We start from the raw sequence: 23,410 nt of genomic DNA, 5'->3' as shown, positions 1-23,410 counted from the left end.
GAATGCCTTTTTGTCATTTAGCTAACTAACACCAATCCTGGCATCGATCTGCAAGTGACTGCAATTCATTAAATACAACACCAGCATGGTAGCCGTCGCACACGGCGTGATGTAACTGAACGGATAAGGGAAGATATACTTTATCGTTCTGTTGGACATATTTCCCCATCGTGAAAATAGGCAACAAGTAGGTTCCCTCATTGTAAATATTCAGATTAAATCCCGTAAAGTTCACCCAAGGAATACTGGAAACGGGAAAAGTATTTGGCGGTTCATTGGGTTTGGCAACAAATTGTTTGTGATCTTTGTAATTCTTCATATCTTCCAGATAACGAATGTGGAACGTCTCGAAATCTTCATGGAATGCTGTCCAGATCGTTGAGAAACTTTTGTTGTCCTCATGAAAAATTGTATAACTCGGAGACATTTCGTCCCAGTAGCCCAATCTCCCCTCGGCGTCAAAACAAGTTCGAAATTCCCTGTGTGCATTGACAACCGTAGAGATCATGTGAATAAGAGCGGGATAGAACTTCAATCCTTTAAGCTTCAGTTCGTTGATCAATAGAGTGATATCCAGATTAGCAGTTATGCTGTAGGTACATCTGACCTGATTCAAGTAGTGGTCAAAGTATGGCTTTCGATCCCACTGATCTAACACGATTGAATTAAACATAAGTTATAACCTCCTAAATTTGAATAATGGATTTATTTAGGAGGTATATTTGACTGATTTGACCATATCCTATCACATTCCCAGTATCGTATTTTTAGAAATTGACCATTTCAGTATACCATGATAGTGAATATGTCGCTTATAGCGAAATCGTCTGCAAAACGCTTTTTCAACCTGTTTCCTTCCTTTATAATTAAAATTGTCTTTATAACGAAGAAGAGAGGGGATTAGATGCGTCAGCCGATAGAAGAACCCATATTTTATTCTTATCCTGGAATGGTAGCGGTGGTGACTTCACGTCATGAGGGAGTCCAGAATGTGATGGCGTCCGGATGGCATACATACATCGGATCATCACCAGGCGTATACGGCATCTCCCTTCGTAAGGAAACATACTCCTATGAACTCATTGAGAAGAGTGGCGTATTCGGTGTTCATTTCCTGCCAGGTCATCGATCGGAGTGGATTCAAGCTGCAGGAACGTTCAGTGGGAGAGATACGGATAAATTCACAAGATTCGGCATTCCGTATGAGGAAGGAATCAAGGTAAGTGTACCCATTTTGACAGATGCTTATTTTGCTTATGAATGCAAGGTTATGGAGATTACGACATATGGTGACCATGAATGGATTGCAGGCGAAGTATTGCAGCGATATCAGGATCAGAAGTACTTTCTGGAGAATGGAATGGTTGATCTGGAGAAGTTGCAAATCCCAATGTACACAGGGCGTTCAGCATACCGGATCATGGATGCGAGGACAGAAGAAAAGATTCACCCGTTCCACCTCTAGGGTCCTAGGCAAGAAGAAGCAATTATGAGCAAAACTTTCAATCCGGTCTGACATAGGTTTATAATGGATATTGGCTGCTGAGCAAGTCGGCAGCCTTTTGTTATGAATTCAATTGTTTCAATCGATGTGTGCGTGGGTATGCTGGTTTGCGCAAGCGGGACAGGTAATTTTAGCCACTCGATGAAAAGTACTATATTTAACGACAAAATTAGAGTATGATTTTACAGCTATATGAGCTGGCAGGAAAGGTTACATCGGTTTAATCGTTTGTAACTATTCCTGTAAAGTATAAGGCTTAATACGGGCGTATAATGCTAAACGTGAACTCACGAATGAATATAAAGAATATTTTAATAATTAAACTTAATGGACAGGCAACTCGTCTTCTTTAAGATTATAGAATTCACACAGAATGTCGCATCATCGGATCGTGCTTCGAACAGAAGCTTTTCTTATGTTGTAAATGAAAGATGGAAGGTGCAATACGTATGTTAATGACAACCAGAACGATCAGGAGTTCCTTTATGCCCCCAACACCGATGTTGTTGACTCACAGTAACAAGGAGGGGCATGCATGTCACAATCGTTAAATCGTAAGAGACATATGAACGGACTTGACGGCTTGCGAGCCATCGCTGTACTTGCGGTAATCGCGTATCATCTAAATTTGGATTTTATTCCGGGCGGACTGCTCGGTGTAGGTATATTTTTTGTTCTCTCGGGATATTTAATTACAGATATTCTCGTGTCACAGTGGCAGGAACATGGACGCATTTCACTCGGTGATTTCTGGGTAAGACGGGTAAGGCGTTTGCTTCCAGGCATGCTGACCATGACAGCTGTGGTGATGATCTGGTTGGCTTGTACAGATCCATCCCGGCTTGCTGCGCTTCGTGGTGATATCGTTTCGGGTGTATTATACATAAGCAATTGGTGGTATATCTTTCACAACGTTTCCTATTTCGAAAGTTTTGGCCCTCCATCACCGTTTGGACATTTCTGGTCACTGGCTGTGGAAGAGCAATTTTATCTTATATGGCCTCTTCTACTGATCGCAGCAATCGTAGTGTTCAAAAGAAAGGGATGGCTGGTCGTTTTCATTGTCGTCGCAGCTGAATTATCTGCTGGCGCAATGGCCATCATGTATAATCCGGATTTGGACCCGAGCCGTGTATATTATGGAACAGACACGCGGGCATTTGCACTGCTTGCTGGTGCTGCTCTTGCCGTGGTGTGGCCTAGTCGCAAGCTATCGAACTCTCTGTCTGGCATGAACCGGCTTGTGCTCGATGTGTCGGGACTTGCTGCGCTCGCTTTGTTAATCTACATGATGCTGAACAGCAGTGAATATGATCCGTTTCTGTATCAAGGGGGCATGGTTCTTCAGGCTATCGCAACAACGTTGCTGGTAGCGGTGTTGGCTCACCCATCGTCTTTACTGGCACGTATCATTGGCGCGAAGCCATTACGCTGGATCGGAGAGCGATCCTACGGATTATATCTGTGGCATTATCCAGTCATTATTTTAACCAATCCCGCGGTGGATACGGGAGGAGCACATCCTGTACGCATCATTTTACAGGTTGCTGCAACGGTTGTACTGGCCTCATTGTCCCTTAAATATATTGAAAATCCGATTCGGTACAATGGATTCCGTGATTCTTGGTCCCGATTATGGGGAAGAGGGCGTTCATCAATCGGTATACGTAACGTATGGTGGAAGCGGGCAGGTCTGTTGATGACGATTCTGCTGTTGTCCTATACGGTATCTCAGATGATGGTCTCCCATGCAGCGAACTCCGATTCCCATTCGGTATCGATGTCCAACACATTAAATGGAGAGAATTCCGTAGCGGAGGAACAGGGACAGGATGTGTTGCCAGCTATTACAGGAACGTCAGGCTCTGGCCAAAAGAACGATGCTCATACCCATAAACCGGAAGCAGGAACGAAAGATGATCCGGGGAAAAATGAGAAGCCAACAGGAGAGCCTGCTCCAGACTCAAAACCTGACGACCAAGACAATTCAGTGAATGCTGGCAAGGACGGTCAGTCTGAAGATAAGCCGGCTGATGACTCCGTGACGAACGAGAATGATACACCGGATGACGCCGGATCGAATCAATCCGATAATACGGATCATACGGATGATGCACCTGATTCATCTCAGGACAATGAAGAAACGGCTCCTCCTGCCGAGGATGGAAAAGTTCATTATACCGTTATTGGAGATTCGGTCATTTTGGATGCAAAACCGTATCTGGAGCAAAGTATATCGGGAGTGTATGTGGACGGACATGTTGGTCGTCAGATGTGGCAGGCAGGCGATGTATTGGAAGGTCTGAAGCAAAACAACCAAATGGGCAGCAAAGTGGTGCTGGAGCTCGGGACGAATGGTTCCTTTAACTCCAAAAACTTGAATGCTGTGCTTGATTATCTGAAAGATGAGGATCGGGTATATCTGGTTACTGTGCGCGTACCTCGTCCGTGGGAACGAACGGTGAACAGGGCGTTGAATGAGGCAGCATCCAAATACAGCAATGTCTCGTTGATTGACTGGAACAGTGCAAGTGAGGGACATGACGAATATTTTGAAAAAGATGGCGTACATCTCACTACGCAAGGGTCCGAAGCTTTTGCAGAACTGGTGAAAAACAGTATCCAATAATACGCAATCCATATTTAATACGATTTAGCACTTATTCATTATATATAGCCTGGGGTGAAGCAGCCGACGGCTGCAACAAGAAAGAGCTCTCATTGTGAGGGCTCTTTTTATATGTTATGAACAAATAAGCCAGCAAAGTAAGTTTCAAACAGGGGAACCGATATTTTTCACCCCTGCATCCGTGGATCGTCACCTTACGGTATGATAGCGTTAACATTTACAATAAGTGTATTCAAATCGCCGAGGGGGATTATAGAGATGTTGAAAAAATGGCTTTCGGGTTTCCTGGCAATAACATTGTTCTCCATTATTCTGGCTGGCTGTGCTGGCGGGGACACTTCAGAAGGAGGCAGCGGCAATGACAAAGTAAGCGTCACACTCTGGCACAACTGGACCGGACAGGATGCAAAGGCGGTTGCGATGCGCAAAATTATTGAAGATTTCCGCGCGGCGCATCCAGATATCGAAGTTGTGGATGAAGGCTTGCCAACAGATGGTCTCAAAACCCGGCTTCGTACGGTGGCAGCTGCCAACGAGATGCCAGACCTGTTCGTGATGTGGCCGGATGCCATGACGAAGGAATTTGTCAAAGGGGATCTGTTACAGCCCATTAATGCAGAGCTGGACGCAAAGCGGGAGTGGAAAGATAACTTTATCCCGAATGCACTGGACGGATACACCGTAGACGGGAATATCTACTCCGTGCCGATGAATCTGGCGCCAAGTTCCTTCATTTATTACAATGAAGCTCTTTTCAAACAGTACAACGTAAAAGTGCCTGAGACCTGGGCGGAACTGGAACAAGCGATTGCTACTTTTAATCAAAATAAAGTCATTCCCATGGCACTTGGCAACAAAGCCAACTGGGTAGCTCAATCAACGATATTCAGTACACTGGCTGATCGGATTACCGGCACAGACTGGTTCCTGAAAGCGGCAGCACAAGATGGTGCAAGTTTTACCGATCCGCAATTTATTGAAGCCTTGAACAAGATGCAGGAGCTTGGCAACACCAAGGCATTCCAGGATGGATTCAATAGTATCGATGAGACACAGATGATGCAGCTTTATTTCCAAGGTAAGGCAGCGATGGTCATGAACGGCGGATGGGCCTTGGCAAATCTGGTGAACAATGCACCTGAAGAGGTGTTGAACAACACACATATTACGATTCTTCCTCCAGTGGACGGAGGTCAGGGTGAACCAAGAACAACATCCGGTGTAGTAGGAACCGGGTTGGGTGTAAGTAAAAAGCTGAGCGGTCCGCAAAAAGAGGCAGCGATGGAGCTGTTCTACGCGCTGGCAGGACCTGATGGTCAGAAGGCCACATTGGATAGCAGCACATTGGTGAGTTACAAGATTGATCTGGACAAAACCAAAGCACATCCATTGTTCGTTGAATTATATGATCTGATGCAGGAAGTGAAGATCACGCCAGTATACGATTCCAAGCTGGGATCGGCAACGGTTGAGGTTATTAATAATGCATTGCAAGAGTTGCTTATGGGCGGCAAGGCCGAAGACATTGCGGCTAAAATTCAGGCGGCTCAAGCCAATGCAGTTAGTCAGTAACCATTCGTTAAAACCCCTTCCCGGCAGGGGAGGGGTTTTAAGTATGGATGAGATAGTCAGTTGCAAGTTGGTAAAGGCATTTATGGAAGGGAAGTGAACAGATGAACGCACTGCGCAGTCGGCGTTTTATTATGCTGGGGCTGGCCCCGGCAGTCATCATTTATGCATTGTTTGTATTTGTACCGGTCGTGTGGTCGGCATACTACGGTTTCTTCAACTGGTCCGGTATCGGCGCATCCAAATATATTGGTATGGATAATTACGTGGAGATCTGGCATGATCCTGTGTTCTGGCGGGCACTGAAAAATAACGTTATTTTTGTGTTGGCATCGGTATTTGGACAAATTCCGTTAGCGCTGATGTTGGCGGTCATATTACACAAAAGTAATCCGTTACAGCGGTTTCTGCGCTCAGCCGTATTTCTGCCGATGGTGTTATCCACTGTCGTTATCGGTATGATCTGGCAGTATATCTATCATCCGCAGATCGGGATATTGAACTTTCTGCTGGACGCACTGGGGCTGGAAAGTTGGAAGCTGCAATGGCTTTCCGATGACAAGATTGCCATTTTCTCATTGGTACCGCCGCTGCTCTGGAGCTTTGTCGGGTTGTATCTGATTATCTTTATCTCGGCACTACAGAATATTCCAGGCGAGATTCATGATGCTGCCAAAATAGACGGTGCTTCAGGAATCCGGAAACTGGTATCGGTCTCTTTGCCCATAATCTGGGGTACGGTTCAGGTAGCGATCATTCTATGTATTTCGGGTAGTCTGAAATCATTTGATCTGGTCTACATCATGACCAAGGGTGGTCCGGCACATGCGACAGAACTGCTTGCAACGTATATGTACAATTCAACCTTTACAACATACCGATATGGTTTTGGTAGTGCGATCTCAACAACCATCGTACTGATCTCGCTGCTTCTGATCGGAACAAGCCAGTGGCTAACCAGTCGCAAACGAAAAGAGAATCAATAGAGAGGAGGAGTTATCATGCGCGTGACACCTGTATCCATGCCATCACCTCGAAGCAGCTCGGGCCATCCGATTCGTCGCCTACGTAGCGGAATTGTTTGGACGCTGCTAACGGTCTATGGTATTTTAACATTGTATCCGTTCTACTGGCTCGTGATTAGTGCATTCAAAACAAATGAAGATTTCTATAGCAGGCCCTTTGGTCTGCCGGAAAACTGGAATGTTGCCAATTTCAGCAATGCATGGGAAAGCTCCAGGCTGGGAACCGCTTTTGGCAATTCACTAATTGTATCGGTGGGATCACTTATTCTGACGCTGTTTATTGCAGCGCTGGCTTCATTCATCCTGGCTCGTTTCCAGTTTCGCTGGAAAGGGTTAATCATGACCTTTTTTGTTGTTGGTATGCTCATTCCGATCCATAGTACGCTTGTCCCCTTATTTATTCTAATGAAACAGATGTCCTTGCTAAATACGTACTGGGCCTTAATATTACCTTATACGGCTTTTGCATTGCCTACGGCCATTTTTGTGCTTACGGCTTATCTGACAAGTGTTCCACGTGATATTGAAGAGGCAGCTTTTATTGATGGAACAGGACTTTGGGGGCTGTTTACCCGGATCATGTTACCCATGTCTGTACCTGCGTTGTCAACGGTTACGATCCTGAGTTTCCTGCATGCGTGGAATGACTTTTCATTTGCGCTTGTATTCATCAACAAAACCGGATTGAAAACGTTACCGCTGGCCATTGCGAACTTTGCGGATGGGTATCAAACCGATTACGGATTAACGCTTGCTGCCATGACCCTATCGGTCATTCCAACCATTATCTTGTATCTCATATTCCAGGAACAAGTTATGAAAGGCATGACAGCAGGAGCTGTCAAAGGATAAGCGAAAGCGCATCCAGAGGAGGAGAAACGTTTGGCACGCTGGCTCACATCTTCGTTACAAAGGAAGCTATCGGTCGTCGTGACGGCTTCAATGATTGTGCCATTGCTGGCGTTGGGTCTGTTCGCCTTTCTGATCTCTTCCCGCATTACAGAGCAAAAAACAAAGCTGTCCGGCATGGATACGCTGAAACAGGTGGAAGCGAATCTTCGTTATATGTTACAAGATGCCGAGAACCTATCGATTTTCCTGATTGGAGAACGGGACATCCAGCAGTATCTTAGCCACAATGAAGATCATGAGCTGGAACAGGTGGATATCCTGGGCAGGATGACCAATCTGGCTGCTTCCAAGAAATATATTGCGAACATCGCCATATATCCAAGCCGATTCGATGCCACATTGTCTACGGCTACCTGGTATGAATCCAATAATTCAAGCTTATCTTATCCACCAGTGCCGAGCGGTGAAGCAGTGAAAAAATGGACGGGGGTATACCCGGTGCAGAATTACGCGGGTATTCAAAATGTGATCACATTGGTTCGGCCAATCCGTAGTATCCATGATTATCGACCCATCGGCTGGTTAGCCATTAGTCTGGATGAGAAGGCCATATCCAAGGGATGGGCGGCTCTGGGATTAGGCAGAGGGCAAGGCAGACTGGAGCTCATCGGCAGTTCTGGAGAGATTCTGTCTTCGATGGACAAATCTCGGCTTGGACTTAAGCTGGAAGGTGTCGAACCAGGGATTTCGACGTTAATTCAGGATGGCGGTAGCGGAACCACCACGTATGGCAGTGGTGACGATAAACGGACGTTGCTCTATTATCCGGAAGAATTGACGGGGTGGACGTTGGTTGGAACAGTCCCATACGACCAGTACAAGTCCGAGAATCGGTACATTCTTATTCTAACCGGCTGCGCCGTTGCCATGTCTGCTGTGATCAGTGCTGGCTTGGTCTGGTTTACGGTGCGGCGTGTGACGAGGCCGCTTCGTGTGCTTACCCGGCATCTGTCCCGAATTGATCCGGAACGCCCGCTTCCTCTGTTTCGATCTGAAAGTGATGACGAGATTGGCAGGCTTGGGGAGAGTTACAATCTGCTCGGTGCACATATTCAGTTATTAAAGGAAGAGGTTATTCGAGGTGAAGCTCGCAAAAAAGAAGCGGATCTTCGGGTGCTTCAGGCGCAGATTAATCCGCACTTCCTATATAACACGCTCTCTTCAATTCATTGGATTGCCTTGATGTCTGAAGAGAAGCGGATTGCGGATATGGTTGAGGGCCTAAGTGATTTTCTACGTATCAGCTTGAACAATGGTCAGGATTACTGCCCTGTGGAACAGGAGATTGCTCATATTCGCCATTATGTGCGTGTGCAGTCGATTCGTTTCCCTGATCAATTTGTGTTGCATTATATCGTAGATCCAGCGCTTGAGAAGCGAATGATGCTGAAGTTATTGCTGCAACCGCTTGTTGAGAACGCCATGATTCATGGCATTCAGCCCAAAGCAGGCGTGGGTACCATCACCATAATGATTCGTAAGGACCCGGATAATGAACAGATGAATGTGCTGGTGCTGGATGATGGTGTTGGCATGGAGCCGGACAGACTGGAGCAATTAAGGATAAGCATTAGGGAATGGAAGGGAAAACAGCCGGAAAAACAGCTAAACCAAGGCGGTTATGGGCTCTGCAATGTAAATGAGAGACTGCTGCTCCATTATGGAGCGGATGCACAGCTTGAAGTAGACAGCAGGGTTGGGGGAGGTACCCGGATTTCGTTTTCCATTCCAATCTTGGAGGGTTCGCCATGAGACTATTAATTGTTGATGATGAAGTGATTATCCGTACAGGGCTTGCCAGCGTTATCGCTTGGCATGAACTCGGAATTGAACTTCTTCAACCTGCTGCCTCGGCAGAGGAGGCGTTAACACGCATGGCTGAGGAACGTCCACATATCCTGATGACGGATATTCGGATGACAGGCAGATCAGGGCTGGAACTGGCAGAAGAGGGCCTGCGATTGTTACCTGAGCTGGAGGTCATTATTTTGTCGGGATACGATGACTTTTCTTATGCCCAACAGGCGATTCGCCAAGGCGTTACAGATTATCTGCTCAAAACAAGCAAGCCGGAAGAGATCATCAAAACCGTATTACAGGCCAAACAGCGAATCACGGAACGTTGGGCAGAGAAGTCCAAAGAGGGCCAGCTTATGCGGGAGAATCGAGAGCGGTTATTTGCTGGATGGATCATTGATGGTGACACCGCTTCGGGTCATTTCCCTTCATTTTTACGATCTGATGCTGGAAAAGAGGCAGGGGTTGTTGGCTTTGATGATGAACAGATTCTCAGACAAGTCATTATTGTTCGAGCAGAGGGTTGGGATCGATCCTCGGATGCGCTATTACGATTTGCGGTGCAGAATACCCTGGAGGATATGTTACCTCGTGCCATTGCTCATGTAGAGAAACAGCAAATTATTTGTGTAGTTTCATGGCCGCCTGTGGAACATGAAACTACATTCAGGCTGGAGAGTGCATTACGTCGGGTGGAGCAGTTACTGAAGTGCACCCTGCGCGTAGCGGTGGGTCTGCCAGTGCGTGGATATGCAGATTTGCACGAAAGCTACATTACTGCCTCGGCTGCATTCCGATATCGGGGTTTGATGGATGATAAAGTATGGCATTATGAGCACGTTCAGAATCGCCAAGGTGGTAAAACTGTACTTACGCACGAAGAGGAGACCAGACTTGGTACAATATTGCTGGATAATGATTCAGTCACGTTAACGACATGGACGCGGGAACTTGTGGCTAATCTGATTACAGAAACGGAGGTCACACCAGAATCGTTCAATGCTTGTCTACACTCGGCCGTTATTGCAGGTCATCGCTGGCTGACTCGCACAATGCGAGCCACAGGGCGTGAAGAACCCGCAAGGCTCGAGCCCTGGTTGCCGGAACCGGATGCCGAAGCTGCGGAGCTTGGGGATATGCTGTTCCATCATCTGTATGGTCTGATGCATGTATATCATAGCCGAATGGGCCAGGGACAGGCTGCCCATGTGCAGAAGGCTATCGGTTATATTGAATCATCATTGGCGCAGGATATTAATCTGCAGCAGGTAGCTGGACATGTTCATTTGCATCCGGGTCACCTCAGTGAGCTGTTTAAAAAAGAAATGGGTGTGACCTTCGGAGATTTTGTCACCGATATGCGTATACGAAGAGCGATGGATATGCTCGCGGTGTCTCCAGCGAAGGTCAGTGAAGTCGCTGCAATCAGCGGCTACGAGGACGTGAAATATTTTAGCAGACTGTTCAAAAAACATACGGGCAAAACCCCGAGTGAATATCGCGAAGAGGCGTTGTCGTTCAAGCCTTCGGGAAGTTAGAAATGAGCAGATTAGGAAACATGTCTTGCCTTATTGCAAACGTTTTCGATATGGTATTACTCAGGGTTATTGGAGAGTGAGGGCATACGGATGAAGACCTATAGTTCAAGTCAGGATTTATCGGGACAATGGAAGATACAGCATTTTGAAGTTGGAGAGAAGCGGGCAATGGATGTGGCAGCAGCTGCACTGGATGACCGTTTCTGGATCGGGGCTGAAGTGCCTGGCGATGTACATGCTGCATTGGTTGAGCGCAGTATCATTGATCCGCCCTATTACGGACATAATGATGCCAAAAGTCGCTGGATTGAGCAAAAGGAATGGTGGTATCGCACAACCTTCAATCTGGTGAGAGATGCAGAGACGGAGGAGCACTTTGAATTGGTGTTCGAAGGATTGGATACGTTTGCAACGGTATATGTCAACGGCCATGAAGTCGGGAAAACGGCCAATATGCTTATGTCACATGCATTTGATGTAACGTCTCTGGTACGCAGCGGTTGGAATGCGATTGCTGTCAAGTTTGATCCGCTTCACATGCATCACCGGGACAAAGAAACCTTTGACTGGTCCTCGTATACGAAGGAACGGCCATGGTTGCGCAAAGCAGCGATGAACTTTGGCTGGGACTGGGGTCCACGCATGGTTACGGTGGGGATCTGGGGTGCGGTAAGGCTGGAAAAACGAACAATCGCCAAGCTGGAAAGTGTATATGCTCGAACGGAATCAGTCAGTTCAGAGCTAGCTGTCTTACATGTCACGGCGGATGTGAAGTCGGTCTTGTCTTACCGTAACAGACAGAAACGTGAGCAGGCTGTGGTTGTGACCTGTAATGTTCGTCTGTTGGATCGCAGTGGACACGAGGTGGCAGGTGTCACTGAACTACCCGTAGAGGGTGGTATAGCAGATACCACACTAAACGTTACGTCACCTCAGTTATGGTGGACTCATGATCTGGGTGAGCCGTATCTGTATACGCTGGAGGTTACATTATTCGCCGATGGCGTTGAGGTGGATCGTTATAGCGAGCCTTATGGGTTACGAACGATTGAGCTGGCTCTTCACAATGAACGGGGTGAAGATGCATTTACTTTTATTCTGAACGGAGTCAAGATCTACGCCAAGGGTGCCAACTGGATCCCGGCTGATCATCTGATTGGCGCCATCCCCAACTCTCGGTATCGTGAGCTTGTCGAGCTGTCGGTGGAAGGGCATATGAACATGCTGCGTGTCTGGGCTGGTGGTATATATGAGAAGGATGTCTTCTACGATGAGTGTGATCGGCAAGGGGTGTTGGTGTGGCAGGATTTTGCATTCGCGAATGCACTGTTCCCGGATTTCAATCGTGATTTCATGGATAATGTACGGCATGAGGTAGAAAACAATGTCCTACGTCTGCGTAACCGTGCCTCGCTTGCTATCTGGTGTGGGAATAACGAGATTGACTGGCTCTATGATATGAAGTCTGCAAGTGGAGATATTACCAGCCCGTTCTACGGCGAACTTATCTATCATGAGCTGATCCCTGAAGTGCTGGAGCGATTGGATCTGTCTCGTCCGTACTGGCCTTCTTCGCCGTTCGGAGACAGCAACGGTCAGGATGCGAATGACCCGGATGTGGGGGATCGCCACAACTGGCAGGTATGGCATGGTTCGGTCTATCCAAGGAAGCATGGAGAGCCACCGCTGCTGGACTACAGCATTGAAGGTGTAACGTTCAAAAATTATAAAAAGGATCATGCGTTGTTCAGCAGTGAATTTGGTATGCATGCCTCGGCCAATCGTTACACACTGGAGAAAAATATGCCCGCAGGTCAGTTTTACTGGGGCAGTCCGGAGATGGACTATCGTAACAAAGATACCAATCATCAAAAAGGTATTTTGCTGATGGAGGGTTACACAGGGATTCCGCAAGATATAGAAGAGTATATGAACTACTCCATGCTTACTCAAGCAGAAGGGTTACGATATGGAATTGAACATTTCCGGCGCATCAATCACCGCAACAGCGGAGCGCTTGTATGGCAATTGAACGATAGTTGGCCAGGAACAAGCTGGTCCATGATTGATTATGAACTGCTGCCGAAGGCATCCTTTTATTATGGGAAAATATTCTTTCATCCTGTCCTGTTGTCACTGGAGCATGAGCCGGGTGAGCCGCTTGCGTTGTGGGTTGTGAACGATACACGTGACGTCTTGAAAGGGGAGCTTCGACTCAATGTCTATGCATTGGATGGAGAGAAGATCTACTCCAGCTCACGTGCTGTTGAAGTAACATCCCAATCCTCACGGTGTATTGTTGAATTAACTGAAGTAGAGGTGTTACAGGGTAGACGCGCGGAGGAAGTAATGGTTGAGTTGGTATCCGAAGGATTTGCGGCACCGAGTAATCGTTACTTCTTGCGCGATCCTAAGGATGTGACGTTGCCAGAGTCGCAATTGAGCGTACATGTGAACGAGGAGGAGCAGTCTGTTACGGTTACGGCCAGTGGTGGGATTGCACGATTGGTGAAGCTGGAGCTTCCCCTTGGGCGTGTCCGATTCAGTGACAATTATTTCGATCTGCTCCCCGGTGAGAGCCGAACAGTGAGACTACTTCACCCAGAGCAAACGTCTCTGCCACTGACAGAACTTCGAGTTAGTGCCATGAACGGCAGAGAAGGATAAAATAATAATCACAGACTTCGAATCTTATTCGAGGTTCAAGGTGGTAATCCTGATCAGGGATGCCACCTTTTTTACTTTTGCAGCAGGGTGAGTTCATGTCGTTGTGTCAGGTAATTTAGTCCTTATTCCACAAGCGAAACTTCCAATCGGGTTCACATCTTGAATCATTAAGGTTAGAATGATATAGAGAAATCGTTTTCAAAGGAGGTGGATTCATGTCATTTGTCTTTTACCCGGGGATGGTTATATTCATTCTGATGTTGATCCTGTTGATTATTGGTATTGTATATATCGTTCGTAAAAGCAAACAAGTATTGCGCCGCTTAAGCAATCTGGAGAAAGCAGTATATGAAAAAGATAACATCTCATCCTATCCGAAGGACGTTGATACTGTACAAGAAGCACCCAGAGAAGACACGTTTGCTCCACGCAAACGAAAATGAAGAAGGATACGGAATTACATAAAAAAGATAAACCAACAAACCAAACAGCCGATTCTTCTCTATGAGGAAGTGATCGGCTGTTTGGGCATATAGGCATTTTATCTGTATTAACTGGGTTTAGAGAAAGGATTCATACCGCTGTTGGAAAGAGGATTCCATCTCCACTTGTCGTGCAAGTTGCTGCTGTACCTTTGCACCGCGAATCGTCTGAAGTTCCTGAAGTTGTGCAGTGGAACTGAATTGATCTGCAGCCATTTGGACAAGTAATTCGGAGAGCACATCCGCATCTTCGAGCGCCGCATTAAGTCCAAACGCACCGGTTGGTGTCATGGTATGAGCGGCATCACCGATGAGTACAACATTGTCCTGTGCCCACGACGGGCAATAGCTGCTTTCGACAGATAACAGAACAAAATCACTCCAGCTCTGAATGTTGGCAGCTACAGAATCAGACAGGCAAGGAAAAGCAGATACAAGTTTATCTACAAAAGGAGCAATCGGCTGCTCTCGCAGCTTGGAGTAAGCTCCTTCGGGAATGTTCCATCCAATCTGAACATAACCGCCGAACTGTGAGAACAGTGCGAGCTGTTGACCATCCATGCTGGCCATTCGAACAGCGGGTTCCCAACCTACGGGTGCCGGAATGCGTGCCCAGAGCAGATCATACCCATGCTTACGAATCTCCGGGGTCATACCGGAATGTTTGCGTACAGCAGAGTATCTGCCATCAGCACCCACAATTACAGATGCTTCAATGGAGGCAGGAACACCCTTCTGCCGAATGTTAATACCCACGACCTGGCCGTTCTTGTCTCGTAACAGACCGGTCATAATCGTATTGAATAGTACTTGTTCGTTTGAATTGTGCTGCTGAGCATGCGACACGATGGCTTCCAGGAGATGATCTTGGGGTACATGAATACCAACATGAGATTCTCCATTGCCCGGTGATACCGTATGAATAATCTGCCCATTTTCCCAATACTGAATCTGTTCCAAGAGCAGCGCTCCGCGTTCCTGAATGAGGGAATAGATGCCGTGTTTATTTAAGATGGCTTCGCCGTCCACATTGAGCAACTCCCCGCGAAACGACTTGTGCAGGTGGGGCTGCCGCTCAATGAGCATCGTGGAGATTCCTTTTTGATTCAGTAAATAAGAAAGCAAAGCACCGCCAGGTCCAGCGCCGACGATGCAAACATCCGTTTTGAGTTGTGATTGTGTATTCTGATTCATGTGCATAAGTCCCTTGCATTATAATGGTGACGCTTTATTTACTTTATAACAACAGATTTATTAAAATCATTAAGTAACTAAAAGTAACTTTAAAGATATAGGTTATTATAAACAAACCCGTTGCCATAATGCAATAGGCGAAACCCAAAATAAAACAAGAGTCTTGCAGTCAACGATAGGATGTCGGATACAAGCGCATTTTTCACAAACATCATAGTGTAAATATGTTACAATACAAGGTAGGTTATGATGAAAGGCAGGAGGAACGTTTATGAGCCCGGATACGGAGCGAAACTCTCAATTGGCAAACGTAGATCAATTGTTGGAGGCCTTCTTCAGATATAAAAATAAAGTATTGGATCAGCAACAGAAGACCGAAACCAACTGTAAACTGAATCCGACAAAAAGTCATATATTGGGCATGATTTTACGTGAAAAACGCTGCATGGCGGTTGATGTGGCTAGACAACTCAGTTTGTCTTCCGGCGCAACCACCATTGTACTGAATCAACTGGAGACGGAAGGGTTGATCCAGCGGGTGCGCAGTGAAGAAGACCGGAGAATTGTGTGGCTGTCCTTAACGGATGAAGGCGCGCAGCTTGCCAAGACACTTAATGCGAATCGCGGCCGAATGACGTGGGAATTGTTGCAAGCACTTTCCGAAGAGGAGCAACAGCAGATGTTTGGCATGCTGAAGAAAATTGAACTGAAACTGCTGGAGAACATGAAGTCGTTTGAGCAGATCCACCGGTAGTCCATAATATGACTTGATTCCTTGAAGACGTCAGTCCTCATGAGTTCGTCCCTAATTGCGGGGGGATGAACCTTGAAGACTGGCGTTTTTGAGTTGGTTTACAAATGAAAGCGAACCACATGATCTGTCATGCCTTCTTGGATCAAAATTTCTTTTTGCTTGCTGCCCATCAGGTCAAAGTGGGGAAAGGGCTGCCGCCGATGAATGTATCGCGGGTCCAGCCCATGATCGTTGCACCAACGTTCGAGACGTTCCAGATCTGCACAGCCAACTTTGGTGACACTGGTGATACCGGGAAATCGGTTGTCAATCCAGAAATGAGTGAGGTACGCAATCTCACCCCGAGCCACTTGTTCCTTCCACGCAGCAAGCTCTTGTCGTTTAATTCCAAATGCCATAGATGCAAGTTCCTTTCCAAACGGGTATTGTCCTGAGCATATTGTAACATCTTATATACAGAATCCATCAGAAATCTTTCATTCAGACTAGTCTGAGGCGAGTTGATTGGGTATATGAATATGACAACATTTTTATAATAAAGTCTGGATTATGTTAAAATAAACCTATACAACAAAGGTTTCACCACTTCTATAGCGGAAAGGGATTGTCATCATGGAAATATTTATTGCCGTACTTGTGTTACTGGTACTGATTGGTTTATCCAATATCTTAAACCGGTTTGTACCTTTTATTCCCATTCCGCTCATTCAAATCGTGCTTGGTGTAGCTATAGCTTTGCTTCCCGCAGGTGTTCACCTGCCGTTGAATCCGGAATTGTTCTTTGTACTGTTCATCGCTCCTTTGTTATACAACGATGGTAAGCGAACGCCAAGGAATGAATTATGGAATCTGCGTGCACCGATACTTCTGCTTGCACTAGGGCTTGTATTCGTGACGGTGGTCGTGGCGGGATATGCCATTCACTGGCTGATTCCTTCGATTCCGTTACCTGCTGCTTTTGCTCTTGCAGCCATACTGTCCCCGACAGATGCTGTGGCCGTTGGCGCCATGGCGGGCCGGGTACATTTGCCCAAAGGCATACATAGGCTTCTTGAAGGTGAAGCATTAATGAATGATGCATCTGGCCTCGTGGCCTTCAAATTCGCAATTGCAGCCACAGTTACAGGTGTATTTTCCCTGGCGAATGCAACCTTCAGTTTTATTCTGATTGCGATTGGCGGACTTCTTGTCGGGGCATTGTTATCTTTTCTGTTAATCAGGCTAGGGGTATGGATCCGTAGACTGGGCATGGAAGATGTGACCATTCACATGCTGCTGCAAATCCTGACGCCATTTATCATCTATCTGGTGAGTGAAGAAATTGGGGTATCAGGTATTCTTGCGGTAGTGGCAGGCGGTATTATCCACGCCATTGAGCGTGACCGCGCTGAATCGGTTCAGTTGAAAATGCAGGTGGTATCTGCGAGCACATGGTCAGTCATTTTATTTATACTAAATGGCCTTGTGTTTGTTATTTTGGGTGTACAGGTACCGGATGTGTTGAGTACCATCTTTGAAAATGTTTCGTTTAATAATCTGCAGGTGTTGGGATATGTGGGCTTGATCTCGGTGCTACTGCTGGTTCTGCGTTTTCTCTGGATCTATCTGTTCTGGCAAGGGAATGAATTGCTGCGTACCAAATCCTCTATTGGTCGGCCCAGATTCAAGGATATTACGATCATTTCCCTCTCTGGAGTGCGGGGGGCTGTAACATTGGCGGGTGCGTTCTCCATTCCTTATGTGCTTCAGGATGGATCACCTTTCCCTGAACGGGATCTGATTATTTTCCTCGCGGCAGGGGTTATCCTCTTCTCCCTGATTGCGGCGAGCGTGTTTCTTCCAGTTCTGGCCAAGGACGATGGGAAATCTACAGAAGAAACACCGCAGAAGTCAGAACGAAAAGCACATGACATTATGCTGAATGCGGCAATACGAGCTGTCAAATCCGAAATGAACGATGAGAACAAAGCTGCGGCACTCGCGGTTGTCTCCGACTTGTCCAAGTACATCAGACAGGCCGCAGGTCAGCTTACCGCCGATAAACGTAAAGATATTCAGAAACAAGAAACGGCTATTAACCTGATCGCTACCCGGGCGGAGCGTAAAGAAGTTGAAGTAATGTTAGACGAAAATGCAATTGCTTCTGATGCGGCCTTCAAATGTGACAGCTGGCTGGATCGCAAGGAAATGATGCTGGCGAATCGTGCAAACACTCAGTTCATGACTTCGATCAGCGAGATCGGTCGTGTGTTAGGACATCTCTTCACCAACCGGTCCCAGAAGCCGAATCAACCATTTATGCTTGAAAATGCAGAACTGTTCCGTCAGGTAAAGTTGCGCACCTCTGAAGCGGCAATTAAGGCTATTCGTGCCCATATGAATGATGGGAATCGAGTCGTCGCACTGTCGGTCATTGCCAAGTATGAGCGTGTAATTGCCAAATTGCGCACCTGGAACCAGGGTAAAACGGAAGATCCGTTTAATCAGGAGAAATTGGAGTTGCAGATGGTGGCGATTCAGGAACAGCGTAATACAGTGCAACAACTGTATGAAAACGGCGAAATCACCCGTGATGTGGCTGCAAAACTGCGCCGGTTTATTAACGACGTGGAAGCAACTGCGCTGAAAAACACTTAATCCGATAAATCCGATATTTTAAATATGCTAAATGGTTTGATATAATATGGGACAAGAAAGACGTTACAACTAAATTGTACTTATTCGATCAGTGAAGGAGAGATGAGACATGGCAGAACAACAAATTCGGTTGGGCAAGACGGATCTGATCGTGAATCCCATTGGACTGGGTGCGAATGCAGTAGGCGGACATAATATCTATCCGGACATGCTGAATGATGAGACGGGTAAGGAAGTGGTTCGTACAGCTTTGAAACAAGGTATTAACTTTGTGGATACGGCATACATCTATGGACCGGAGCATTCCGAACGACTGATTGGTGAAGTACTGAAGGAAACTGGTCAGCGGCAGAATACCATCATTGCAACCAAGGCAGCGCATAAATTTGTGGATGGCAAGATTGTCATAGATAACTCACCTGCTTTTCTGAAAACAGCCGTGGATGAGGCGTTGAAACGTCTGCAAACCGATTACATTGATCTGTTCTACATCCACTTTCCGGATGAACATACGCCTAAGGATGAAGCGGTAGATACGTTAAAACATTTAAAAGACGCTGGCAAAATTCGTGCCATTGGCGTATCTAATTTCTCCATTGATCAGTTGCGTGAAGCCAACAAGGACGGGCATGTAGACGTACTGCAATCTGAATATAATCTGTTCAAAAGAGATGCGGAAAAAGAGCTGTTGCCGTATACGGCTGAGCATAACATTTCTTTTGTTCCTTACTTCCCTCTGGCAGCGGGACTGCTGGGCGGGAAATATAATCGTGATACAACCTTTCAGGATGGACGGGCAAAGAACCCGCTGTTTACAGGTGAAGCTTTCATTGAAAATCTCGATAAAGTTGAGCAACTGCGCAGCATAGCACAATCCAAAGATGTTGAGGTCGCGCATCTGGTTCTGGCCTGGTACCTGACTCAGCCTTCTATTGATGCATTGATTCCGGGTGCCAAGCGACCAGAGCAGGTCATTAACAATCTGCAAACATTAAATGTGGAATTAACTGCTGAGGAAATTGCAGTCGTGGATCAGATCTTTCGTTAATGAGTTCGGGTGAATCGGGAAATGCTAACAGGGAGTTTACGTATGAAGACAAAGTGAGGACACCACATGAACCTGAAGGCAGCCCGAGTCATCGGAATGTTCACGCTAATTATTTTGCTAGGTAGCAGTTCTGCCTATGCAAAGCCTGTACAGAAGAACCGTCAGTATTATGAGGAACGAGGAGAGATTGTGTGGGAGGTTCCCACGCAGGATAAACTCATCGCCCTTACCTTTGATGATGGACCAGATCCGATTCAGACTCCGCAGATCCTGGCTTTGTTACAGCAGTATCATGCTAAAGGAACTTTTTTTGTACTTGGCAAATGGGCAGATAAATTTCCTAAACTGATTAAGCAGGAACAGCTCGAAGGGCATGAAATCGCCAACCATACGTATGCGCACACGTATGCAGTTCGATCAACACGTGCGGACAAGTACATGAAGGATATGAACGAAGCGGAAAGTTCCATCATTAAAGCTGGCGCGGAGCGTCCCCTGTTGTTCAGACCACCGGGCGGCTATTACAATGACATGGTCATCCAGGCTGCCAAACAAAAAGGGTATACCATTGTACTCTGGTCTTGGCATCAGGATACACGGGACTGGGCTTCTCCAGGTGTATCGGCTATCGTTAACAAAGTGTTGAAGAACGCACGTAATGGGGATATTGTACTTTTTCACGATAAGGTGGAAGGCAAGTCGCATACGGTAGCAGCACTCAAAACGATTCTGCCGAAACTGCAGCAGCAGGGGTACCAATTCGTTACGGTGTCTGAGCTACTTGCTGTAAAGGCACGCGAAGCCGCGAAGGATGGGACTTCACCTTCTTCTTCGTTGAAGCATGTGCAGCCCTGAACATGGTAATCCAATTAGAAACCGTAGGTCTCAGTTGAAGAGACCTGCGGTTTCTTTATCTTGGTCTTCATATCAACCATGGAATCAGGCGTAGGAGGTTATTGCCGTGTCCCTTTTGTTTTGAAACCAAAACGTCTACAATAGATGGAGCTTTGTATTTAAGGGTTAGCTAGTATACAAGATATGAATTACGACATAGAGGAGAGTGAACATAATGAATGGACAACAACGCGTAAATATTAAGCCAGGTCTGGAAGTGGACATTGTGCTGAAGCAGGATCAAGCTACAGGTAAGCTGACACGTGGCATTGTGAAGGATCTGTTAACCAAATCACCTACGCATCCACACGGAATCAAAGTACGACTGACGAGTGGTCAAGTAGGACGTGTGAAACAGGTCATTACAGGAGGCTCGAACTAACTGTGGTCCAAGGCGGGGAGATGAGTACTACCGCAGAAGTAATGGCACATCTGGCTTCAGGTAATGCACGTCAGCAGGACGCATATCATATGTTACAGAGCAGTAGATTGCTCGATATATTAGCTGACTATCACCCATATCCAGCAGGAACGGTACCAATTGATATTGATATACCTGGCAGTGATCTGGATCTGCTGTGTTATGCAGAGGATCTGGACTTGTTTGAAGCCGAGATACACAATCGAATTGGAGCCGTTGCTGAGTATGAATGTGTACGTGGTGGGGATCTTCCAGACCAACGTCCTTATGTGACTTGTAATTTGCAAGTGGGACATTGGCCTGTGGAGATTTTTGCCCAATCCGTGCCAGTTTACAGGCAGAATGCATACTTACATATGATCGTAGAGTGGAGATTGTTGCAACTGTGGGGAGACGCGGGACACCGTGAGATCCGCAGACTGAAACAGGCAGGGTGGAAGACGGAGCCTGCATTTGCTTCTGTACTTGGACTACAGGGAGATCCATATGTGGACATGCTGCATCTGGCAGAGATGAAACGTGAAGATCTCTGGAACTGGGCGCGTTCGCGCACGTCTTTTTAAAATGTCTATTTGAGATGAACTAATCATTTACACGATAACGGAGAGGACAGAAAGAACCTGAAAAAGCGAAGCGTTCGCCTTTATTACCGGATTTCCCCTTGAGAAAGGGGATCAAAAAAATCTGGGAATAACAGCGATTGGAAGGTGCTTCTGTCATCGTAGTGTCAGTGTAAATAACCTTTGGTCAGATCAGAAAGATGGCTACAATTGTTGTTACCGTGAGTCCCAGCAGTACAGGCTTCAGGTTGCGTCTTGCCAGTTCAAAAGGATTGACTCCGCAGATTGCAGCCGCAGGAATCAATGCCCATGGAATCAAGGTTCCACCACCTACCCATATGGCTGCAACCTGACCTAATGCTGTCAGCACAGGTGCGGAATCTGCCGAACCTGCAAACATGGACGCAATCGAGCCAACCAGGGATATCCCCGAGAACCCCGAACCATCCATTCCGGTCACTGCTCCGGTTACCGTCATTGTAATGGCGCCCACCGTATCATTTAATGGTACCAGTCCAGCAAGTGCGACCCCTAGATCATTCACAATCCCGTGTGAACCTTCAGGAAGAGGGTTGATGAACAACTCCGTAATCGCAGCATCTCCCAGATAAAAAAATGCGGCTATGGGAATAACCGGTCCAAACACCTTGAAACCAAACTGAAATCCTTCTATTAAATAATTGGTCGTTTCCTCTGGTCCCGCATATCGGTGTGCGGCAAGGGTAACGGCGATCAGTATAACCACAGCGGTTCCGCCAATTAGAGCTGTTGCGTCACCGCCTTGCAACTTCAATATAAACATCAGAATCACATCAACTGCGAATAACAGAGGGATAAGCAGAGCGAACGCCTTTTGCAGACGGGGTGACATGGCTTGACGTTGAACAGGCTGATTAGCGGGTAGGGAGGTGGACACAGCCTCTGATGAAGAAGAAGGTTCCGTGCTCACGGTACCTGATGTAACGTTTGGGGAATGAACAGGTGAACCTGATTTCATCTCTTTGCGCAGCATCCAGAAGGCTGTAAGTGTAGATACGGTGCCCATGACAATGACCAAAGGAATGCTGGCCGTCATGACGGAAGTGACTGGTAGACCCGCCGCATCAGCTGTAAGTTTGGGAGCCCCCTGAATAATGTAATCTCCCGACAGTGCAATCCCATGTCCAAACAGGTTCATCGCAATAGCAGCTCCAATCGGAGGAAGGCCTACACGCACGGCTACTGGAAGCAGTACAGCACCGACCAAAGCTACTGCTGGGGATGGCCAGAAAAATAGTGATACTACCATCATGATCAATCCGATACCCCAATACGCGACCTGAGGAGAACGGATAAACCTTGTGACGGGTGTTACCATGACCTCATTAATACCTGTTCTGATCAGAACACGGCTCATTGCCACAATAATCGAGATGATAAAGATCGTACTCAGCAATTCTTTTGTTGCATAGATAAAACTGCTGAAGATCCCAGCAACTGACCCGCTTAAGGTTTCGGTTGCCAGAAGTCCAATGGTCATAATACCCGCAACACAGATGATCGTGGTGTCCCTGCGCCGGATCATTACCGCAATAATCAAGACGATAAAGGCCAGATAGACATAGTGTAACGCAGTGAGTTGAATATTCATCGAACAGGCCTCCCTACATCCTGGTGACTAACCCGAGGAGTGATATATCGTATGCATGTCAAGATCGGGCGTTCGTGGAGTCCGGGGCTTGCCGCAGCATTTATTTTTAGGGAGAAGCTTCTGAGTAATAATGAAGGATTTTTTTTACA

19 protein-coding genes are annotated in these 23,410 nt (G+C 46.7%); 15 read left to right on the top strand and 4 right to left on the bottom strand.

Annotated elements, in window-relative coordinates; translation table 11 throughout:
- Positions 1-25: 25 nt before the first annotated feature.
- Positions 26-673, bottom strand: coding sequence for a type A chloramphenicol O-acetyltransferase (gene catA, locus MHI01_RS08105; protein ID WP_340903547.1), 648 nt, complete (start codon positions 671-673; stop codon positions 26-28).
- Positions 674-904: 231 nt separating this feature from the next.
- Between catA and MHI01_RS08100 the strand changes: the two genes are divergently transcribed.
- The 9 genes from MHI01_RS08100 (at position 905) to MHI01_RS08060 (ending at position 14,084) form a co-directional block, all read left to right on the top strand.
- Positions 905-1,465, top strand: coding sequence for a flavin reductase family protein (locus MHI01_RS08100; RefSeq protein ID WP_076318443.1), 561 nt, complete (start codon positions 905-907; stop codon positions 1,463-1,465).
- A 574-nt stretch (positions 1,466-2,039) separates the two neighbouring features.
- Positions 2,040-4,133 (top strand): acyltransferase family protein, encoded by a 2,094-nt coding sequence (locus MHI01_RS08095; protein ID WP_340982900.1) that lies wholly within the window; start codon positions 2,040-2,042, stop codon positions 4,131-4,133.
- Between the two features lie 258 nt (positions 4,134-4,391).
- Positions 4,392-5,705, top strand: coding sequence for an extracellular solute-binding protein (locus tag MHI01_RS08090; RefSeq protein WP_340982899.1), 1,314 nt, complete (start codon positions 4,392-4,394; stop codon positions 5,703-5,705).
- 101 nt (positions 5,706-5,806) lie between these two features.
- Positions 5,807-6,688 carry a carbohydrate ABC transporter permease gene (locus MHI01_RS08085; RefSeq protein ID WP_036609591.1) on the top strand — a complete coding sequence of 294 codons (882 nt, stop codon included), beginning with the start codon at positions 5,807-5,809 and terminating at the stop codon, positions 6,686-6,688.
- 36 nt (positions 6,689-6,724) lie between these two features.
- A complete protein-coding gene (locus MHI01_RS08080) occupies positions 6,725-7,579 on the top strand; it encodes a carbohydrate ABC transporter permease (RefSeq protein ID WP_164783106.1) in 855 nt (284 codons plus the stop codon).
- A 30-nt stretch (positions 7,580-7,609) separates the two neighbouring features.
- The gene (locus tag MHI01_RS08075) at positions 7,610-9,391 is read left to right on the top strand and encodes a cache domain-containing sensor histidine kinase (protein ID WP_340982898.1); all 1,782 of its coding nucleotides are present in this window, start codon (positions 7,610-7,612) and stop codon (positions 9,389-9,391) included.
- Positions 9,388-10,974, top strand: a complete 1,587-nt coding sequence (locus MHI01_RS08070) for a helix-turn-helix domain-containing protein (RefSeq protein ID WP_340982897.1) — start codon at positions 9,388-9,390, stop codon at positions 10,972-10,974. The genes MHI01_RS08075 and MHI01_RS08070 overlap by 4 nt, the downstream gene beginning before the upstream one ends.
- 90 nt (positions 10,975-11,064) lie before the next feature.
- A complete protein-coding gene (locus MHI01_RS08065; RefSeq protein ID WP_340982896.1) occupies positions 11,065-13,641 on the top strand; it encodes a beta-mannosidase in 2,577 nt (858 codons plus the stop codon).
- A 215-nt stretch (positions 13,642-13,856) separates the two neighbouring features.
- A complete protein-coding gene (locus MHI01_RS08060) occupies positions 13,857-14,084 on the top strand; it encodes a hypothetical protein (RefSeq protein WP_074094486.1) in 228 nt (75 codons plus the stop codon).
- A 117-nt stretch (positions 14,085-14,201) separates the two neighbouring features.
- On the opposite strand, the gene MHI01_RS08055 is transcribed toward MHI01_RS08060, so the two are convergent.
- Entirely contained in the window at positions 14,202-15,317 is a 1,116-nt protein-coding gene (locus tag MHI01_RS08055; protein WP_036670199.1) for an FAD-dependent monooxygenase, read from the bottom strand.
- Positions 15,318-15,588: 271 nt separating this feature from the next.
- Between MHI01_RS08055 and MHI01_RS08050 the strand changes: the two genes are divergently transcribed.
- Positions 15,589-16,071 (top strand): MarR family winged helix-turn-helix transcriptional regulator, encoded by a 483-nt coding sequence (locus MHI01_RS08050; RefSeq protein WP_036609579.1) that lies wholly within the window; start codon positions 15,589-15,591, stop codon positions 16,069-16,071.
- Positions 16,072-16,169: 98 nt separating this feature from the next.
- Here the strand turns inward: MHI01_RS08050 and MHI01_RS08045 are convergent, their stop codons facing one another.
- Entirely contained in the window at positions 16,170-16,469 is a 300-nt protein-coding gene (locus tag MHI01_RS08045; protein WP_047842412.1) for a hypothetical protein, read from the bottom strand.
- 214 nt (positions 16,470-16,683) lie between these two features.
- On the opposite strand from MHI01_RS08045, the gene MHI01_RS08040 reads away from it, so the two are divergent.
- From MHI01_RS08040 to MHI01_RS08020, 5 genes are all read left to right on the top strand, one after another.
- Positions 16,684-18,708 carry a Na+/H+ antiporter gene (locus tag MHI01_RS08040; RefSeq protein WP_036609574.1) on the top strand — a complete coding sequence of 675 codons (2,025 nt, stop codon included), beginning with the start codon at positions 16,684-16,686 and terminating at the stop codon, positions 18,706-18,708.
- A gap of 109 nt (positions 18,709-18,817) precedes the next feature.
- Positions 18,818-19,756, top strand: a complete 939-nt coding sequence (locus MHI01_RS08035) for an aldo/keto reductase (protein ID WP_340982895.1) — start codon at positions 18,818-18,820, stop codon at positions 19,754-19,756.
- 66 nt (positions 19,757-19,822) lie between these two features.
- Entirely contained in the window at positions 19,823-20,611 is a 789-nt protein-coding gene (locus MHI01_RS08030; protein ID WP_340982894.1) for a polysaccharide deacetylase family protein, read from the top strand.
- 214 nt (positions 20,612-20,825) lie between these two features.
- A complete protein-coding gene (locus MHI01_RS08025) occupies positions 20,826-21,032 on the top strand; it encodes a YwbE family protein (RefSeq protein WP_026081155.1) in 207 nt (68 codons plus the stop codon).
- A gap of 20 nt (positions 21,033-21,052) precedes the next feature.
- Entirely contained in the window at positions 21,053-21,634 is a 582-nt protein-coding gene (locus MHI01_RS08020) for a DUF4269 domain-containing protein (protein ID WP_340982893.1), read from the top strand.
- Positions 21,635-21,818: 184 nt separating this feature from the next.
- On the opposite strand, the gene MHI01_RS08015 is transcribed toward MHI01_RS08020, so the two are convergent.
- Positions 21,819-23,261 carry a hypothetical protein gene (locus MHI01_RS08015; RefSeq protein WP_340982892.1) on the bottom strand — a complete coding sequence of 481 codons (1,443 nt, stop codon included), beginning with the start codon at positions 23,259-23,261 and terminating at the stop codon, positions 21,819-21,821.
- Positions 23,262-23,410: the final 149 nt, after the last annotated feature.

Source organism: Paenibacillus sp. FSL M7-0656 (assembly GCF_038003225.1).
Taxonomy (GTDB): domain Bacteria; phylum Bacillota; class Bacilli; order Paenibacillales; family Paenibacillaceae; genus Paenibacillus; species Paenibacillus amylolyticus.
This window is presented reverse-complemented; position numbering and strand designations above follow the sequence as displayed.

Excerpts from the sequence above, each read along its gene's own strand:
- MHI01_RS08095 (WP_340982900.1), top strand. The coding sequence starts at position 2,040 with ATGTCACAATCGTTAAATCGTAAGAGACATATGAACGGACTTGACGGC.
- MHI01_RS08065 (WP_340982896.1), top strand. The coding sequence starts at position 11,065 with ATGAAGACCTATAGTTCAAGTCAGGATTTATCGGGACAATGGAAGATA.
- MHI01_RS08080 (WP_164783106.1), top strand. The coding sequence starts at position 6,725 with ATGCCATCACCTCGAAGCAGCTCGGGCCATCCGATTCGTCGCCTACGT.
- MHI01_RS08030 (WP_340982894.1), top strand. The coding sequence starts at position 19,823 with ATGAACCTGAAGGCAGCCCGAGTCATCGGAATGTTCACGCTAATTATT.
- MHI01_RS08025 (WP_026081155.1), top strand. The coding sequence starts at position 20,826 with ATGAATGGACAACAACGCGTAAATATTAAGCCAGGTCTGGAAGTGGAC.
- MHI01_RS08020 (WP_340982893.1), top strand. The coding sequence starts at position 21,053 with ATGAGTACTACCGCAGAAGTAATGGCACATCTGGCTTCAGGTAATGCA.
- MHI01_RS08035 (WP_340982895.1), top strand. The coding sequence starts at position 18,818 with ATGGCAGAACAACAAATTCGGTTGGGCAAGACGGATCTGATCGTGAAT.
- MHI01_RS08090 (WP_340982899.1), top strand. The coding sequence starts at position 4,392 with ATGTTGAAAAAATGGCTTTCGGGTTTCCTGGCAATAACATTGTTCTCC.
- MHI01_RS08100 (WP_076318443.1), top strand. The coding sequence starts at position 905 with ATGCGTCAGCCGATAGAAGAACCCATATTTTATTCTTATCCTGGAATG.
- MHI01_RS08050 (WP_036609579.1), top strand. The coding sequence starts at position 15,589 with ATGAGCCCGGATACGGAGCGAAACTCTCAATTGGCAAACGTAGATCAA.
- MHI01_RS08085 (WP_036609591.1), top strand. The coding sequence starts at position 5,807 with ATGAACGCACTGCGCAGTCGGCGTTTTATTATGCTGGGGCTGGCCCCG.
- MHI01_RS08045 (WP_047842412.1), bottom strand. The coding sequence starts at position 16,469 with ATGGCATTTGGAATTAAACGACAAGAGCTTGCTGCGTGGAAGGAACAA.
- MHI01_RS08060 (WP_074094486.1), top strand. The coding sequence starts at position 13,857 with ATGTCATTTGTCTTTTACCCGGGGATGGTTATATTCATTCTGATGTTG.
- MHI01_RS08015 (WP_340982892.1), bottom strand. The coding sequence starts at position 23,261 with ATGAATATTCAACTCACTGCGTTACACTATGTCTATCTGGCCTTTATC.
- catA (WP_340903547.1), bottom strand. The coding sequence starts at position 673 with ATGTTTAATTCAATCGTGTTAGATCAGTGGGATCGAAAGCCATACTTT.
- MHI01_RS08055 (WP_036670199.1), bottom strand. The coding sequence starts at position 15,317 with ATGAATCAGAATACACAATCACAACTCAAAACGGATGTTTGCATCGTC.
- MHI01_RS08040 (WP_036609574.1), top strand. The coding sequence starts at position 16,684 with ATGGAAATATTTATTGCCGTACTTGTGTTACTGGTACTGATTGGTTTA.
- MHI01_RS08070 (WP_340982897.1), top strand. The coding sequence starts at position 9,388 with ATGAGACTATTAATTGTTGATGATGAAGTGATTATCCGTACAGGGCTT.